The following is a 16,505-nucleotide window of genomic DNA, read 5'->3' on the forward strand; positions in this document are numbered from 1 at the left end:
TATACTATTTTATAAGTAATCATTTTTGGAGTTGATGATGTTTTGACAGGTTTATACAGCCTAACGGAGGAAGCCTCGGAGGTCATTGCCTCAGAAGCTGCCGAGGAGACAACAGGTGAAGTAATAGGCAGCATACAGGAATCCGTGGAAGAGACCTCGGGACTTATCGGCGACGCCTTAGGTTACGTACAGAGAGCGCTTCCCACAGTGATAATAGCTCTTGTTATATTTATTGTCGGCATACTTATTTCCAAGCTTATTGCAAAGTTGGTAGGCAAGGCGGTAACGAAGTCAAACGTAAACGGCGCTGCAAAGAGCTTTCTTGTATCCCTTATCAAGATAATCCTTTATATAGCAGTCATAATCATGGCTCTGTCGGTGCTGAAAGTGCCTATGTCCTCAATAATCACCATACTTGGTGCAGCAGGACTTGCTATCAGCCTTGCCCTGCAAAACTGCCTTTCCAATCTCAGCGGCGGATTCATCATACTTTTCACCAAGCCCTTTACTGCTGGAGATATAATCGAGCTTGACGAATCAGTTGGAACAGTCCGTGATATAGGCATTTTCTACACAAAGATAATAACCTTTGACAACAAGACCGTGTTTATCCCGAACGGCAAGGTCACAGAGGCTAAGATAGTCAATTATACGGAAACTCCCACAAGGCGTATCGACCTCAGCTTCGATATCAGCTACAGCGCAGATTTCGGGAAAGCCCGCGAGGTCATTCTCGGTATCATAGCTCAGGAGAAGCTTATACTGAAAACTCCTGAGCCGATAGTGCGTATGAGCTCGCATAACAACAGCTCCGTATCCATTGATGTCCTTGTATGGGTTAACAATGCTGACTATCTCACGGAGCGCTACAATATGACGGAAGCAGTAAAGGCTGCCTTTGATGACAGCGGTATCGAGATACCGTTCCCACAGCTTGATATTCATGTAAAGGATAAGATTTGATGGCTGAAAAAAAGCAGAACAAAGCGCCTGCCAGGAAAGCAGAGAAAAAATCCCGTTTATGGCTTTGGATACTTATATTTCTCGGAGTATGGTGGTTCAGCAACTATACGCTGAAGATCACCGAGACAGAGCTCGAAACTACAAAGGTGAGTTCTCCCGTGCGTATTGCGGTCATAAGCGATCTGCACGCCACAAAGCACGGCATAAAGAACAGCACTATCGTTCAGAGCGTGACTGATGCTTCTCCGGATATTGTGTTTATCCTCGGTGATATGTACACAAGAAAAAGCGAGTGGGACCTGATACAGAAGCCCATTGACCTGACAGCGGATATCGTATCGGCAGGCTATCAGGTTTACTGTGTTACAGGCGAACACGATACCGATGAACGCTACGTATCCGAGCTGCAAAAGGCAGGAGCACACGTTCTGAGCTATGACGAGGAGACTGTAGACGTTAATGGCAGCAGGCTCCATATCATGGGTATAGACAATGTTTACTACAGTCCTACGTTTGACCTGAGCACGGCTTTCGCACTTGACGAGAGCAGCTATAATATTCTTCTTGCACATATCCCGAATTACGATAAGTTCGCAGATTTCAGAGCAGATCTGACGCTGTGCGGAGATACTCACGGAGAAATGGCGCAGCTCCCATTCGGAGCAGGTCCGCTGTATTGCTCCGAGAAAAAACAATGGTTCCCGAAGCTTCTTCACAAGGAGCAGAAGATATATGACAAAGGCTTTTTTGACTATGAGGGCGGAACGATGTTCATAACCTCGGGTATAGGAGTTTATCCTGCGCCTGTGCGTTTCTGCAACCGTCCCGAGGTAGTCATTATGGATATCAGACCAAAGGGGTGAAACATATGAGTAAGATCACAGATATTGCCGTTATAGGGGGCGGCGCATCAGGACTTGCAGCAGCGATCGAAGCAAAAAACGTAATGCCTAAGGCAAGGGTAGTTATCCTTGAAAAGCTTGACCGTGTCGGCAAGAAGCTTCTTGCTACAGGCAACGGCAGATGCAATCTCAGCAACATGGATATGGGCTCTCACCACTATCACGGCAGCGTAAAGAACATTATGCGAATTATCAACGGTACGCCCACAGCCAAGGAATTTTTCGGCAGTATCGGTGTTGTGTGCTCTGCGGATTCAAAGGGCAGGATATACCCCCGCAGCAACAGTGCGGCAACTGTTCTCAATGCATTACGTCTCCGTGCACAGGAGCTTGGCATCGTTGAGCGGTGCGGCTTTGAGGCGAACTTTATCGAGAGCACTCCCGACTGCTTTAAGATATCGAACTCAAAAGGCGAGAAGTATCCCTGCAAGCGTGTTATCGTAGCGGCAGGCGGCTATGCTGCTCCTCAGTTCGGTACTGACGGAAGTGTAATAAGGCTTCTTCGCAGCAACGGCTGTCACACCACAAAGATATGCCCTGCTGTAGCGCCTCTGAGGGTACGCCCCGAGCTTCTGAAAGGTCTCAAGGGAGTACGTGCAAAGGGCAGAGTCATGGCACTTTCCGCTGGCAGGATACTCAAAGAGGAAACCGGCGAGATACAGTTCACAGAGAGCGCTCTGTCGGGTATCTGCGTATTCAATATGGCTCATCTCATATCTCAGTACGACGGCAAGCTGACTCTGCGTCTTGACCTTGCGTCGGACATGGACATGGAGCAGCTCATAGGCTATCTACGTATCATACAGTATCAGCGCGGCCGCTGCACCTTAGAGGAGCTCCTCACGGGACTTTTTGTCCGCAATCTGGCGTTCTATCTGACAAAACGGGCTCTCGGAAAGCCTCTTACCGAGTCTATCTCGGCTCTTAAAGAAGCTGACCTGCGTCAGATAGCTCAGCTCATAAAGAATCTTGACTTTGAAGTTCTGGGAAGCGCGCCGTGGAAAGAAGCGCAGGTGACCTCAGGCGGCATAAGCGGCGAATGTGTTGACGAGCAGCTCCAGTTGAGAGGTGCAAAGGGCATATTCCTCTGCGGCGAGATACTTGACGTTGACGGAGACTGCGGCGGCTACAATCTCCAGTGGGCGTGGTCATCAGGCATTATGGCTGGACGCTGCTGTGCAAATTCACTGAGAGGAGCACTCTTATGATAAGAGTAGGCGGTATCAGGGTGTCACTTGATACAGACCTTTCCAACCTTGAAGCTCTGTGCGAAAAAAAACTTAAAATAAGCCGTGACAGGCTTATCAGCGCAAGGCTTGCAAAGAAGTCGGTGGACGCACGAAAAAAGAGTGACGTTCACTTTCTCATATCACTTGACATCGAGGCAAAGGGCGAGGAAAAGCTGCTGAAAACGCTGAAAAATGCGTCCAAGTACGAAAAGCCCGTGTATAATATCTCTGCTTTGAAAAACGCCCCATACCGTCCCGTTATAGTAGGCTTCGGACCTGCGGGAATGTATGCGGCATTGGTTCTTGCAATGGCAGGCGCAAAGCCCATAGTCCTTGAAAGAGGCGGCGATGTGGACTCACGCGTAAAGGCTGTGGGGGAATTTCAGAGCGGCGGAAGACTTGACCCTGAGTGCAATGTGCAGTTTGGTGAGGGCGGAGCAGGCACCTTTTCCGACGGCAAGCTCACCACAGGTATCAAGGACAGGCGTATAGGCTGGATACTTGAACGTCTTGTGGAGTTCGGCGCTCCCGAGGAGATACTCTACCTTGCAAAGCCCCATATCGGCACGGACAAGCTCCGCGGCGCGGTAAAGGCTCTTCGCGAGAGAGTTATTGCTCTTGGGGGAGATGTTAGATTCAACGCAAAATTCTGCGGTTTTGAAGCCGAAAACGGCTCTGTTTCCGCAGTAAGATACATACATGACGGCAGTACTGAAACTATAGAAACAAAAAGTGTCATACTTGCAACAGGTCACAGCGCAAGGGACGTTTTTGAGCTTCTTTACAATGAGAAAATAGAGCTTTCGCAAAAAAGCTTTTCTGTGGGAGTTCGTGCAGAGCATCTCCGAACAGATATTGACAGGGCTATGTACGGCGATTTTGCAGGACACAAGGCGCTTAAAGCCGCGGACTACAAACTTGCGGTACATCTTCCAAACGGACGTACTCTCTATACATTCTGCATGTGTCCCGGAGGATATGTTGTGGCGGCTTCCTCCGAGGAGGGCAGGCTGGCAGTCAACGGCATGAGCTGTTTTGCCCGTGATGCCGAGAACTCCAACAGCGCTCTCCTTGTAAATGTCGGTCCCGAGGACTACGGAAGCGACCACCCGCTGGCAGGAATGTACTTCCAGCGAGAGCTTGAAGAAAAAGCCTTTATTGCAGGTGGAAGCGATTACCGCGCACCTGCGGCGGTGCTCCGTGATTTTATGGCTGGACGTGTCAGCGAAAAGCTTGGCAGGGTCAAGCCATCATACCGTCCCGACGTAAAGTTTGCAGCACCCGAGGAGTATCTTCCCGACTATGTCTGTGAATCACTGCGAATGGGTATAACCGAAATGGGCAAAAAGATAAAAGGCTTTGACGATGGCGATACTGTGCTGACAGGCATCGAGAGCAGGAGCAGCTCTCCTGTGCGCATAAACAGGGGAGAGGACATGCAGTCGCTGTCACTGAAAGGGCTCTATCCCTGCGGTGAGGGAGCAGGCTATGCAGGCGGCATAGTATCAGCGGCAGTTGACGGCATGAAATGCGCAGAAGCCGTGCTTGAAGCACTGGCTGAGTAAAGCATATTTACAAATTATAGATCGAAACGGAGGCTTAATATGAAGATCAATGTTATTGGCGGAGAAATGGACAGACGTGAGATCGACGAGTACATAAAGTACGCGGGTCAGAAATATGTCGGACGGCAGATCGGTGAGCTGGATATTATTATTGACGGCGAATACGTGGACTTGCAGGTCCACTTCAAGGATATGGATTTTCAGAGAGCCTACCGATCGGCTGATTACCTTGTGAATACAATGGATAAGCTCAATGACGCCAAGCAAAAGGAGTTTTCCGAAAAGGAACGTCACAAGGTCTAAGGAGAAACGAATGAATCTAACAAATATCGGTACAGTTAAGGAGATACTCGGTCGGCACGGCTTCAGCTTCTCGAAAGGACTGGGACAGAATTTTATAATCAATCCAGATATATGTCCTAAGATAGCTGAGAACGGCAATGCCTGCCAGGGCTTCGGCGTACTTGAGATAGGCACGGGTATCGGAGTTCTTACCGCTGAGCTTGCAAAGCGGGCTGACAAGGTCACGGCTGTGGAGATCGACTCGCGGCTTCTGCCCATACTGGCGGAGACTCTTGAGGAATTCGACAACGTAAAGATTATCAACGAAGATGTGATGAAGTGCGACCTGCACAAGCTCATAGCCGAGGAGTTCGGCGGACTTCGTGTGGCTGTATGTGCTAATCTGCCTTACTATATCACATCTCCGATCATAATGATGCTTCTGGAGAACAGGCTGCCTATCGAGTCAATAACTGTTATGGTGCAGAAGGAAGCAGCTCAGCGCCTTTGCGCAAAGGTGGGTACCCGCGATTCTGGAGCTATTACCGTGGGAGTAAATTACTACGGTACGGTGAAAAAGCTCTTTGATGTATCCCGCGGCAGCTTCATGCCTGCGCCCAATGTGGACTCGGCTGTTATCAGGATAGACCTGAACACCGAGCACAGGCTTGATGAGGAAAGCGAGCGCTTTTTCTTCAAGGTGGTCAAGGCAGGCTTTTCACAGCGCCGAAAGACTCTTGCCAACTCACTTTCTTCCGTAATTGGCATACCAAAGGAGAAAGCGTATACAGCACTTAAAGCTCTGGGACTGCCCGAGGCTGCACGTATCGAGCAGCTCGACATGGAGCAGCTCATAGCTCTTTCGGCGGAGCTTCAAAAACAATGATAACTGAATTCAGAAAGGCTGAAAAAATATGAATATAGCAGTTTTTTCTGTAACTGAAAACGGCAGGCAGCTCTCAATGCGAGTGTCTGAGGCACTGGGAGTAGAGCACAGAGTGAGCCGCTATTGCTTCCACAAGCATACTGACGACAGCTCTGCAGTTTTCTGGAATATGGGCAGCATGGTGGGACGGCTTTTTGAGCGCTCCGACGCATTTATATTTGTATGTGCATGCGGGATAGCAGTTCGGGCGGCGGCACCGTACCTTGGGACAAAGCCCGATGACCCTGCCATAATAGTCATGGACGACGGCGGCAGATTTGTTATCCCTGTTCTTTCTGGACACATAGGCGGCGCAAATCATCTTGCTGAGACACTTGCTGATTCTCTTGGTATGACTGCTGTCATAACCACGTCCGACGAGGAGGACGCAGGCTTTACACTTGAAGGCTTTGCGGCTGCAAATGACCTTATCATATGTGACACTAAAGCTGCAAAGGAGATCGCAGCGGCAGTTCTTCACGATGAAAAGATAGGCTATTTCAGCAACTACAGGCACAGCGGACTTCCCGAGGAGCTTACTGAGTTCGGAGTGTGCAGGAAAGGTATTTGCATAAGCACGAATACAGACGACAAGCCTTTTGACATTACGGTGAATCTTGTACCGAGGAACATAGTTCTGGGTATATGCTGTGAAAGCGAAACAGCTCTCGAAAATATAGAAAACGCTGTAAAAACGGTTCTTGGCGGCACTGATATAAGGCGTGTCCGCGAGATCACTGCGGCAGAGGAAAATGCAGCGCTCAGCAGCTTCTGTGAAAAGAATGATATACATCTGAGAAGCTATACTGCCGAGGAGCTTGCAGGCGAGGAAGCTTCCTGCGGGAAAATGGCGGAAATGTGCAGCGGCGGAAAGCTCATTATCCCCGAGACTGTTTCTGACAATGTAAGGATAGCAGCTGCCGAGGCACCTGTGTTCCTTGATTTTGAAAAGAAGATCTGAGGTATGGAAAGGTGTTGAGATGAAATGATCACTCTTGTGACAGGAGGTACAAAATGCGGAAAATCCGGTTATGCCGAAAAGCTTATGGACAGGCTCAGCTGTCCCAAATACTATCTGGCTACGAGCAATCCCGTTGGTGACGAGGCGCAGGAGATCATTGCCCGACACATGAAGATGCGTACTCAGAAGAAATATAATACCATAGAGTGTATGAGAGATATTGCATACGCCGATATACCCATTGGCAGTGCGGTACTTGTGGAAGATTTAGGAAAGCTCTGTGCCAACGAAAAGTATGTGGGCGGTAAGATACTCCGCACAGCTGATAAGATAGTTTCGGGCTTACAGCTCATAGGTGCAAAGGCTTCCGAGCTTGTTATAGTCACAAATTCCGTGGGTATGGACGGGATAGCCTATTCCCCCGATCTTATGGAATACATAAAGGAAATGGGCGAGATAAGCAGGAGAGTGGCTGAATTTGCCGATAATGTAGTGGAGTGCGTCTACGGTATCCCTGTAGCTCTTAAAGGCTCGGTCATCTGCTGAGCAGGCATAGAATATATGAAATAAATGCAGGAACATTCAAAACAAATCACGGAGGTATAGAAGCATGAAAATGGTAACAGGCGGAGCATATCAGGGTAAGCTGGATTTTGTATGCAGTCATTTCGGAATGGAGCAGGCAGATATAACAAATGGTTCTACCTGTGATTTTGAAGAGGTTTTCAGCGCTAAATGCATTAAGAGCTATCACAGACTTATAGCAAGACTTATTGCACAGGGCATTGACTGCGTGCAGTTTACAGAGCGCCTTTGCAGCGAGAATAAGGACGCCGTGATAATACTTGACGAGATAGGCTGCGGAATAATACCATCGGAGAAATCCGAGCGCAAGCGCCGTGAGGTAACGGGGAAGTGCGGATGTATAATAGCACGCGCCAGTGACGAGGTAATAAGAGTCACATGCGGTATCCCTATGTATATCAAGAAAAAGATCAACTGAAAAACAGACTAAAGCTGTGCTTTGCACAGCTTTTTACTTTATTCGCCGAAAAAACAATGATATTGATTTTTTCTGCGGCATATTCTGACAGATAACTCACCTTGCAGATGGTATAGTATATTTTTGTGAGGTGAAGACAATGATAAAAAATATAATATCATGGAAATATTTTTATAGTGTGGCAGCTTTTTCGGCTTCATTTGCAGCGGGATTTTTCATGTCTGACGCAAAGATCGCGGGAGTAGCGTCCTTTGCTGATATTTCAGCCGCAGGAGCTGTAGGACTTACTTCCTCTGCTGCCGTATTTACAGGAAGTCTTGTGCGAAGTATACTAAGCGGCGCTGTAGGACATAATATTGTGAAGCTATCGGCGCTTGCGCTTATCGTAATAATAAAAATGTTCCTTGAACCCAAAAACGATCCGAAGCTGTGCGGTATAAACACCTTTGCAAGTGTACTTGCCTCGGGCATAGCAGTTTCGGCTGTCATCGGCGAGCTGCTGTACAAGCTGCCTTTTTACGGGTTCTACGGAGCAGTCGCAGGCTTTGCGGCGTATTCGGCAGCCCTTGTCATAATCGGAATGAAAAAGCGGCAGGTGATCGACCTTTCAGGCACAGGCGGCTTTTCATGCACTGTTGTCTATATACTCATGATCTCGGCACTGTGTACAGTTAAGCTGCCCGCACTGAATGCAGGCGTGATCATCGGCTCGGCAGTAACTATTGGGGGAGCGTATTTCTATAAACAGGCAGGTGGAGTTATCTGCGGAACACTAACGGTCTGCGGAGCATTTCTTGCTGCCAAAACAGTCGGAACGGATATAGTACTTCTCCCAGCTGCGGGACTGCTCACAGGCTTTCTTCACAGACAAAAGCCTCAGACCACGGCTGTAGGCTTCATCAGCATAAGCTTTGTACTGACAGCCTTGACAGGTCTGACCGTGAACAGCGTTTACAGCATACTTGGGATCATATGCGGAGCATTGCTTTTTATGCCTTTAGCGCCTTATTTTTCGGATAAATGGATAAAGACAGCCGACGGCGCGGGAGATACCTTTTCCGACATTATCAGTACACGCATGGACTTCCTCTCAAAGACTGTCAAGGAGCTTCGCACTGAGTCGGAGCGCATATCGGGGATGCTTGCACTGGGCGGCGACAGGAAAAGAGAAATAGAGGATAACTCGGAAAGAGTCTGCTCCCTTTGCTATCGCAAGCCCTTTTGCTGGAAGTCCGACAGGGGAAATACTTACCGCGGTTTTTCAAAACTTTCGGATATGACGGAGTTTGCTGCGGAGAGCTTTCCGTCGGAGCTTGCAGACTGCCTCCATAAAGGTGAGCTTCTTGACGCTTTTGCCAAAAGCTCTCACGAAAAGGCTGCGGCAAAGCTTATGGAAATGCGATTTTCCGAGAGCAGAAGTATCCTGCACGAGCAGCTGAAAATTACCGAGGAGCTTGTGCGTTCGGCTGGTGAGCGTGTAAACGTGCGCTACTCCGAGAACATAAGCCGAAGCATAAGAAAAAAGCTTGAAAAATTCGGTATCGAACCCAGATCTGTCATTGCATATTATAACAATAAGAACCGGCTACTTGCGGAGATATACTTCTCTGCGGAGTGCTGTCCCGAGAGTAGTACAAGGGTCTGCGACCTTATTGCAGACGAGCTTCATTTACATCTCGACCATACAGAACCTGTCCGCTCGGGAAACGAGATCCGTATCCGTATTTTTGAAAAGCCGCTATACTCCATAGAGGTGGCAGCTGCTTCTGCCAGCGCTGATGGTTCAAATGAGAACGGCGATACCCATGCGGTATTCTGTGACGGTGAGGGAACAGCATATGTCACTCTGTCCGACGGTATGGGAACAGGCAGGGAAGCGGCAGCTCAGTCCCGTCTTGTGGTCGGGCTTTTCCGCCGTCTTGTAACAAGCGGAGTTGACTTCGACTCGGCGGTGAAGCTGATAAATTCTGTTATGGTAACAAAGTCCCGTGATGAGAGCTTTGCTACCCTTGATGCAGTCAGATTGGACCTTGACGAATGTGGTCTTACAGTAATAAAATCAGGAGCTGCGGCAACGCTGATACGTCATCGGGGAAGCGTGCTGAAGATAACCTCGCCCACATTCCCCATCGGTATCTATGAAAGCTCGGAACTGTTTGTGAAGGAGTGCGGATTTGAGGAGGGGGATATAGTTATAATGTTTTCCGACGGCATATCAGAGAGCTCCTTTCCTTTCATCAAGGAGCTGCTGCTGGGCGGTGATGATCTGAGACATATAGTGAACGAGATATGCGCAAAATCAGAGGTGTTCAATCCCAATATACACGCTGATGATGTGACCGTTATCGGAGTGAGAGTTACAATGTCATAATAATTACAAAGCAATGAGTTTGTGAACAAAATATTAACTCAAATGTCATACTTTGAGGCGGATTTGGTGACATTTGCTGTGCATTTTAACAAGAGTCTGCAAATAAATACAAGAAACAATACGTCAAATTGCACTAATAAGGTGTGGTAATATTAGCATAACGTATGAAATTTGAGCGTATTTCATAAAAAAGCTTGAATAATTCTGCTGATTCTGATAAAATGTATTATAGCAAAGGAGGCTGAATCATGTCTGTTAATAATAATAACAATAATACAAACGATTTTCCGCTGTACCTTTTTTACCAGGGAAAAAACTATGAGGCATATAAATTTTTTGGCGTTCACCCTGTAAAAAAGGGACGGAGCAAGATCTTCATTTTTAGAGTTTGGGCTCCTAATGCTGTAAGCGTATCTGTTGTCGGAGACTTCAATAAATGGGACAGGACAAAGAATCCCATGAAGCTTATTTCTGACGGTATCTGGGAGGCTGAGATAGGTAAGCTCAGCCAGTTTGACGCTTATAAGTTCAGCATAGAAACTAAGGACGGCAGGGTCATAAACAAGGCTGACCCCTATGCTGCTCATTTTGAAACACGCCCCGGGACCGCTTCCAAAATATTTGAGAGCAGTTTTGAGTGGAGCGATGATAAATGGTTCAGGGAAAAGAATGTCAAGAGCATATACAAAAGCCCCGTGAATATCTATGAGGTCCACCTCAGCTCGTGGAAGAACTACGGCGATGAGATATTCCTTGATTATGTTACATTCGCCAAGGAGATAATCCCTTATCTCAAAAAGATGTCATATACTCATGTTGAGTTCATGCCTCTTACGGAGTACCCCTATGACGGTTCATGGGGATATCAGGTCACAGGCTATTTTGCACCGACCTCACGCTACGGTACTCCCGATGATATGAGGAAGATGATAGACCTCTTCCATGAGGCAGGCATAGGTGTTATCCTTGACTGGGTACCTGCCCACTTCCCAAAGGACGAGGCAGGTCTGTATGAGTTTGACGGCACCTGCTGCTATGAGTATACGGACGACCGCAAAAAGGAGCACAAGGCGTGGGGAACAAGAGTATTCGACTATGGCAAGGCTGAGGTATGCTCTTTCCTTATTTCCAGTGCTAATTACTGGTTCGATGAATTCCATATAGACGGTCTGAGGGTTGATGCGGTAGCTTCAATGCTCTATCTCGACTATGACAGACGTGACGGCGAATGGGCTGCAAATATCTACGGCGGCAATGAGAACCTTGAAGCTGTTGAGTTCCTTAAGCACCTCAATGAAGCTGTATTCCTCAAGCACCCCGACGCTCTTATGATAGCCGAGGAGTCAACTGCATGGCCCCTTGTAACAAAGCCCACCGATTTAGGCGGACTTGGCTTCAACTTCAAGTGGAACATGGGCTGGATGAATGATATGCTCAGCTATATGTCCCTTGATCCTATCTATCGTGCGTTCAATCACGATAAGCTCACATTCTCATTCTTCTATGCATTCTCGGAGAACTATATCCTGCCTATCTCACATGATGAGGTAGTTCACGGAAAGTGCTCCATGATAAATAAAATGCCCGGAGAGTACGATCAGAAGTTTGCTTCTTATCGTGCGTTTCTGGCGTATATGATGGCGCATCCGGGTAAGAAGCTGCTCTTTATGGGACAGGAATTCGGTCAGATGAACGAATGGAATTACAAGTCACAGCTTGACTGGGGACTTATGGAATATGATTCGCACAGGAATTTACAGAAGTTCTCTGAAAAGCTGAACAGATTCTATATTGAAAACGCTCCTCTCTGGCAGGACGACGACTCATGGAACGGTTTCAGCTGGATATCGAATGACGATTACAAGCAGAGCATCATCTCATTCAGACGTATCGACGATAACGACGAGGAGATAATCGCAGTCTGCAACTTCGTTCCCGTTGAACGCCGAGATTACAGGATAGGCGTTCCGCAGAAGGGAAAGTACAAGCTTATATTCAATACCGATGCTGTTGAGTTCGGAGGCTCGGGAGTTACAGAGACTTCCTTCAAGTCGGAAAGCGTTCCCATGCACGGCTTCGATAACAGCATATCAATGACCCTTGCTCCGCTCTCGGTCATTTATCTCAAATTCGCACCTGTGAAAAAGAGAGAGCCGAAGAAGAACGAGGAAACTGTAAAAGCTGCTAAAAAGACAACTGCAAGGAAGACTTCCGCTGCTTCATCTGCAAAGAAAACAACAGTGAAAAAGGAAGCTGCTTCCGAAAAGAAGCCCACAGTCAAGAAAACAGCTGCCGCTTCTAAGAAAGCAGCTGCTCCTGCAAAGAAAGCAGCCGTAAAGAAAACATCGGCTAAGAAAAAGCCCGCTGATAAATAATAATAAATTCCACACTAATCTCGGAGGTATAGAACAATGTATAGTAAAAAAAGAGTCGTTGCAATGCTCCTTGCAGGCGGTCAGGGCAGCAGACTTTATGCACTGACTAAAAATGTAGCTAAGCCCGCAGTTCCATACGGCGGCAAATATCGCCTTATAGATTTCCCTCTCTCAAACTGTACCAACTCAGGTATAGACACAGTGGGCGTTCTCACACAGTACCAGCCCCTTGTACTGAACGAGTACATCGGCAACGGTCAGCCGTGGGATCTTGATAAAATGAACGGCGGAGTCCACGTGCTCCCGCCGTATGAGACACAGGCAGGCGCTTCGTGGTACGAGGGTACCGCAAACGCAATATACCAGAATATACGCTTTATCGAGCGTTATGACCCCGAGTACGTTGTAGTTCTCGGCGGTGACCACATATATAAGATGGATTACTCAAAGATGGTTGATTTCCACGTTGAGAACGACGCGGACTGCACTATCTCGGTCATAGATGTTCCGAAAGCTGAGGCTTCACGTTTCGGTATCATGATATGCGACGAGCAGAAGCAGGTAACAGACTTCGTAGAGAAGCCCAAGGAGCCCAAGTCTACTCTTGCGTCAATGGGTATTTATGTATTCAGCTGGGCAAAGCTGAAAAAGTATCTCATCGACAATGAAAATGAAGCCAATGCAAAGCGTGAGAAGGGGGAGCCGTGGTCAAAGGACTTCGGCAAGGACATCATCACATCAATGCTCCGCGACAAGCAGAGACTCTTTGCATACGAGTTTGAAGGCTACTGGAAGGACGTAGGAACTCTCGATTCACTATGGGAGGCTAATATGGATCTTCTCAGTCCAAGCGTTCCTCTCGATCTTTACGATCCCAACTGGAAGATATATTCACGAAACAACAACTATCCTCCTCAGTATGTAGGCGACAATGCCTGCATAGAGAACTCAATGATATCTGAGGGAAGCACTATCGACGGAACAGTCGATTTCTCCATACTTTTCTCAGGTGTTACCGTAGAGCCCGGTGCTGTTGTAAACTACAGCATCATCATGCCCGGTACGGTGATCAAATCGGGAGCAGTTGTTGAGTATGCCATCGTCGGAAGCGACAGCGTTATAGAAAGTCACGCACGTATCGGTTCAAGTCCCGAATCTGTGGACAACAGATCAGACTGGGGGATTGCCGTTGTCGGACATAACGTTACTGTTTCGGAAAACAAGGTCGTTGAGCCGAAACAGATAATCGGCGAAAAGATCTGACGGAGGAATGTACTATGAGTGTTAATTATAATGTTTTGGGACTTGTCTTTGCAAGTATGCATGATTCATATGTCAGCGAGCTGACAAAACAGAGAACAATGGGTTCAATACCTTTCGGGGGACGTTATCGCCTTATCGACTTCCCGTTATCGAGCTTTGTTAATTCGGGAGTTACAGAGGTAGGCGTTATTACGAAATCGAATTACGGTTCACTCCTTGATCATCTCGGATCAGGACGTGACTGGGATCTTGCCCGTAAAAAGGGCGGACTTCATCTCCTGCCGCCTTACAGCCATACGAGCAGCATCTACAAGGGCAGACTTGACGCCCTGAATAATATCTGGAGATACGTTGAACATTCAAATGCAAAGTATGTTATTATGTCCAACTGTGATGTGGTAACAATGATAAACTTCAATCCCGTGCTGAAACAGCACAAGGAAACGGAAGCTGATATAACCCTTATCTACAGCAGAGGATACTACAGCTGCGAAAAGAACAACTGCGCTACAGTTCTGGAGTTCGACGAGGAGAACCGTCTCAAGGATACACTGGTCGATCCTCAGATCTCGGGCGAGTGCAATCTCTGGCTGGAAATGTGTATCATCACAAAGGACTTCCTTAAGAAGATAGTTGCTGATGCTGCAAGCAGAAATCAGTACAGCTTTACACGTGAGATACTTCAGGCGAAGAAGGACGAGTTCAAGATAATGGGCTATAAGCATGACGGCTTCTTCACAAGGATAGACAGCATTCAGAACTATTACAATTCAAGCAGACTTCTGCTTGAAACCGAAAAGAGAAATGCTCTTTTCACAAAGGGAATGCCTGTTCTTACAAAGATAGGAGACAACGGTCCCGTTAAGTACGGTCTGGAGTCCAACATCAAGGATTCCCTTATTGCAGACGGCTGTATAGTTGAGGGGACTGTTATAAACTCTATCCTTTTCAGAGGAGTAAGAGTAGGCAAGGACTCAGTAGTAAAGGATTGTGTTCTGTTCCAGGGCACAAAGGTAGGTACGAGCTGCAGCATCTCATCGGTCATCACCGATAAGAATGTTGAGATAAGCAACGATAAGGTGCTTACGGGCTCGGAAACATACCCGCTGTATATTGGAAAAGGCGGTAAGATCTGACGGCGGTGATCAAATATGAAAATACTTTTTGCTGCCAGTGAGGCTGTGCCATTTGCAGCCTCAGGCGGTCTTGCAGATGTTGTAGGTTCTCTTCCCAAGGCAATAAAGTCAAAGAGACATGATTGCAGGGTTGTCATACCACTTTATAAGTCCATAAGTGCAGAGCTGCGCGAGAAAATGGTATTCCTTACCAATATAACCGTAGATGTTTCGTGGCGCAAGCAGTACTGCGGCATATTTATGACTATCAAGGACGGTATAACCTACTACTTCATCGATAATGAGTACTACTATTCAAGAGACGGTCTTTACGGCTTCTATGACGACTGCGAGAGATTCGTTTTCTTTGACAGGGCAGTGCTTGAAATGCTGAAGTACATCAAATTCACTCCAGACATAATCAATTGCAACGATTGGCAGACTGCCCTCATACCCGTATATTATAATGTTTATTATAAATATCAGCAGGGCTATGACGGCATCAAGACAGTTTACACTATCCATAACATCGAATATCAGGGTAAGTACGGAAAGGAAGTCCTCAGCGAACTCATGGGTATCCCTATGTATAACGCAGGACTTATCGAGTATGACGGCTATGTAAATATGATGAAGGGTGCTATCGAGACCTGTGACATGATAACTACGGTCAGTCCCAGCTATGCGTGGGAGATACTTGATCCGTGGTATGCACACGGTCTTGACAGGATTCTTGTCACAAAGCAGTATAAGCTCCGCGGCATCATGAACGGCATTGATATAAAGCTGTATGATCCCGAAAAGGACAAGTACATAGCAGCTAACTACTCATCAAAGAAGCAGGCAGGCAAGGCGAAGTGCAAGGAGGCTCTTATTGAGGAGCTGGGACTTGCAAAGGGCGACGAACCAATAATCGGTATCGTTTCACGATTTGTAAGACATAAGGGCATCGACCTTATACGCTGTGTCTTTGAAGAGATGATACATGACGGTATAAAGTTTGCTATTCTCGGAAACGGCGAGAAAATATATGAGGATTTCTTTACGGAAATGGCTGTGCGCTATCCCGAAAGAGTGTCGGTAACGATCGGCTTTATTCCCGAACTTTCTCACAGGATATATGCAGGCTCGGATATGTTCCTCATGCCGTCTCAGAGTGAGCCCTGCGGACTTGCACAGATGATAGCGATGCGCTACGGAGCGATCCCTATAGTGCGCGAAACAGGCGGCCTCCGCGATTCAGTCCGTGATAACGGCGGTGAAAACGGCAACGGGTATACCTTTAAGACCTATAATGCCAACGATATGCTTGACGCTGTAAAGCGTGCGTGGAACGACTATAATGATAAGTCCGAATGGGAAGAGCTCATGGAGCGCGCCATGGAATGTGACCACAGCTGGTCGGCTTCTGCGGAAGAGTATATTGAGACATATAAGTCGCTTCTTGCAAATAAGTAAATCGAGCGCACGCGGATAAAATGAAAATTTATAGCCCGAGAGCGGCTAAAGCTGCTTTCGGGCTAAACTATACATTTGGAGCAACAGTCTATG

General features: G+C 47.4%; 14 protein-coding genes. All 14 read left to right on the plus strand.

Features of this window, described 5'->3' with window-relative positions; genetic code table 11:
- Window positions 1-42 precede the first annotated feature (42 nt).
- A complete protein-coding gene (locus tag N774_RS0101650; protein ID WP_024859564.1) occupies window positions 43-963 on the plus strand; it encodes a mechanosensitive ion channel family protein in 921 nt (306 codons plus the stop codon).
- Window positions 963-1,826 carry a metallophosphoesterase gene (locus N774_RS0101655; RefSeq protein ID WP_024859565.1) on the plus strand — a complete coding sequence of 288 codons (864 nt, stop codon included), beginning with the start codon at window positions 963-965 and terminating at the stop codon, window positions 1,824-1,826. The genes N774_RS0101650 and N774_RS0101655 overlap by 1 nt, the downstream gene beginning before the upstream one ends.
- Before the next feature lie 5 nt (window positions 1,827-1,831).
- Window positions 1,832-3,073 carry an aminoacetone oxidase family FAD-binding enzyme gene (locus N774_RS0101660; RefSeq protein WP_024859566.1) on the plus strand — a complete coding sequence of 414 codons (1,242 nt, stop codon included), beginning with the start codon at window positions 1,832-1,834 and terminating at the stop codon, window positions 3,071-3,073.
- Window positions 3,070-4,659, plus strand: coding sequence for an NAD(P)/FAD-dependent oxidoreductase (locus tag N774_RS0101665; protein WP_024859567.1), 1,590 nt, complete (start codon window positions 3,070-3,072; stop codon window positions 4,657-4,659). Before N774_RS0101660 ends, N774_RS0101665 begins: the two co-directional genes overlap by 4 nt.
- A 39-nt stretch (window positions 4,660-4,698) precedes the next feature.
- Complete coding sequence (locus N774_RS0101670; RefSeq protein WP_024859568.1) at window positions 4,699-4,962, plus strand: hypothetical protein; 264 nt, start codon at window positions 4,699-4,701, stop codon at window positions 4,960-4,962.
- A gap of 10 nt (window positions 4,963-4,972) precedes the next feature.
- Window positions 4,973-5,827: a 16S rRNA (adenine(1518)-N(6)/adenine(1519)-N(6))-dimethyltransferase RsmA gene (rsmA, locus tag N774_RS0101675; protein ID WP_024859569.1), complete on the plus strand. Its 855-nt coding sequence runs from the start codon at window positions 4,973-4,975 to the stop codon at window positions 5,825-5,827.
- A 28-nt stretch (window positions 5,828-5,855) separates the two neighbouring features.
- Window positions 5,856-6,827 carry a cobalamin biosynthesis protein gene (locus tag N774_RS0101680; protein WP_024859570.1) on the plus strand — a complete coding sequence of 324 codons (972 nt, stop codon included), beginning with the start codon at window positions 5,856-5,858 and terminating at the stop codon, window positions 6,825-6,827.
- Between the two features lie 24 nt (window positions 6,828-6,851).
- The gene (locus N774_RS0101685) at window positions 6,852-7,373 is read left to right on the plus strand and encodes a bifunctional adenosylcobinamide kinase/adenosylcobinamide-phosphate guanylyltransferase (protein ID WP_024859571.1); all 522 of its coding nucleotides are present in this window, start codon (window positions 6,852-6,854) and stop codon (window positions 7,371-7,373) included.
- Window positions 7,374-7,437: 64 nt separating this feature from the next.
- Window positions 7,438-7,830: a bifunctional adenosylcobinamide kinase/adenosylcobinamide-phosphate guanylyltransferase gene (locus N774_RS0101690; protein ID WP_024859572.1), complete on the plus strand. Its 393-nt coding sequence runs from the start codon at window positions 7,438-7,440 to the stop codon at window positions 7,828-7,830.
- Window positions 7,831-7,969: 139 nt separating this feature from the next.
- Window positions 7,970-10,201: a SpoIIE family protein phosphatase gene (locus N774_RS0101695; RefSeq protein ID WP_024859573.1), complete on the plus strand. Its 2,232-nt coding sequence runs from the start codon at window positions 7,970-7,972 to the stop codon at window positions 10,199-10,201.
- Between the two features lie 248 nt (window positions 10,202-10,449).
- Window positions 10,450-12,576, plus strand: coding sequence for a 1,4-alpha-glucan branching protein GlgB (gene glgB / locus N774_RS0101700; RefSeq protein WP_024859574.1), 2,127 nt, complete (start codon window positions 10,450-10,452; stop codon window positions 12,574-12,576).
- A 36-nt stretch (window positions 12,577-12,612) separates the two neighbouring features.
- Window positions 12,613-13,839 (plus strand): glucose-1-phosphate adenylyltransferase, encoded by a 1,227-nt coding sequence (locus N774_RS0101705; RefSeq protein ID WP_024859575.1) that lies wholly within the window; start codon window positions 12,613-12,615, stop codon window positions 13,837-13,839.
- Between the two features lie 14 nt (window positions 13,840-13,853).
- Entirely contained in the window at window positions 13,854-14,975 is a 1,122-nt protein-coding gene (gene glgD / locus N774_RS0101710; RefSeq protein ID WP_024859576.1) for a glucose-1-phosphate adenylyltransferase subunit GlgD, read from the plus strand.
- Window positions 14,976-14,990: 15 nt separating this feature from the next.
- Window positions 14,991-16,412: a glycogen synthase GlgA gene (gene glgA, locus N774_RS0101715; RefSeq protein ID WP_024859577.1), complete on the plus strand. Its 1,422-nt coding sequence runs from the start codon at window positions 14,991-14,993 to the stop codon at window positions 16,410-16,412.
- The last annotated feature ends 93 nt before the right edge of the window (window positions 16,413-16,505 follow it).

Origin of the sequence: Ruminococcus flavefaciens AE3010 (assembly GCF_000526795.1) — a bacterium.
Lineage (GTDB): Bacteria > Bacillota > Clostridia > Oscillospirales > Ruminococcaceae > Ruminococcus > Ruminococcus flavefaciens_D.

Excerpts from the sequence above, each read along its gene's own strand:
- N774_RS0101655 (WP_024859565.1), top strand. The coding sequence starts at position 963 with ATGGCTGAAAAAAAGCAGAACAAAGCGCCTGCCAGGAAAGCAGAGAAA.
- N774_RS0101660 (WP_024859566.1), top strand. The coding sequence starts at position 1,832 with ATGAGTAAGATCACAGATATTGCCGTTATAGGGGGCGGCGCATCAGGA.
- N774_RS0101665 (WP_024859567.1), top strand. The coding sequence starts at position 3,070 with ATGATAAGAGTAGGCGGTATCAGGGTGTCACTTGATACAGACCTTTCC.
- N774_RS0101670 (WP_024859568.1), top strand. The coding sequence starts at position 4,699 with ATGAAGATCAATGTTATTGGCGGAGAAATGGACAGACGTGAGATCGAC.
- rsmA (WP_024859569.1), top strand. The coding sequence starts at position 4,973 with ATGAATCTAACAAATATCGGTACAGTTAAGGAGATACTCGGTCGGCAC.
- N774_RS0101680 (WP_024859570.1), top strand. The coding sequence starts at position 5,856 with ATGAATATAGCAGTTTTTTCTGTAACTGAAAACGGCAGGCAGCTCTCA.
- N774_RS0101685 (WP_024859571.1), top strand. The coding sequence starts at position 6,852 with ATGATCACTCTTGTGACAGGAGGTACAAAATGCGGAAAATCCGGTTAT.
- N774_RS0101690 (WP_024859572.1), top strand. The coding sequence starts at position 7,438 with ATGAAAATGGTAACAGGCGGAGCATATCAGGGTAAGCTGGATTTTGTA.
- N774_RS0101695 (WP_024859573.1), top strand. The coding sequence starts at position 7,970 with ATGATAAAAAATATAATATCATGGAAATATTTTTATAGTGTGGCAGCT.
- glgB (WP_024859574.1), top strand. The coding sequence starts at position 10,450 with ATGTCTGTTAATAATAATAACAATAATACAAACGATTTTCCGCTGTAC.
- N774_RS0101705 (WP_024859575.1), top strand. The coding sequence starts at position 12,613 with ATGTATAGTAAAAAAAGAGTCGTTGCAATGCTCCTTGCAGGCGGTCAG.
- glgD (WP_024859576.1), top strand. The coding sequence starts at position 13,854 with ATGAGTGTTAATTATAATGTTTTGGGACTTGTCTTTGCAAGTATGCAT.
- glgA (WP_024859577.1), top strand. The coding sequence starts at position 14,991 with ATGAAAATACTTTTTGCTGCCAGTGAGGCTGTGCCATTTGCAGCCTCA.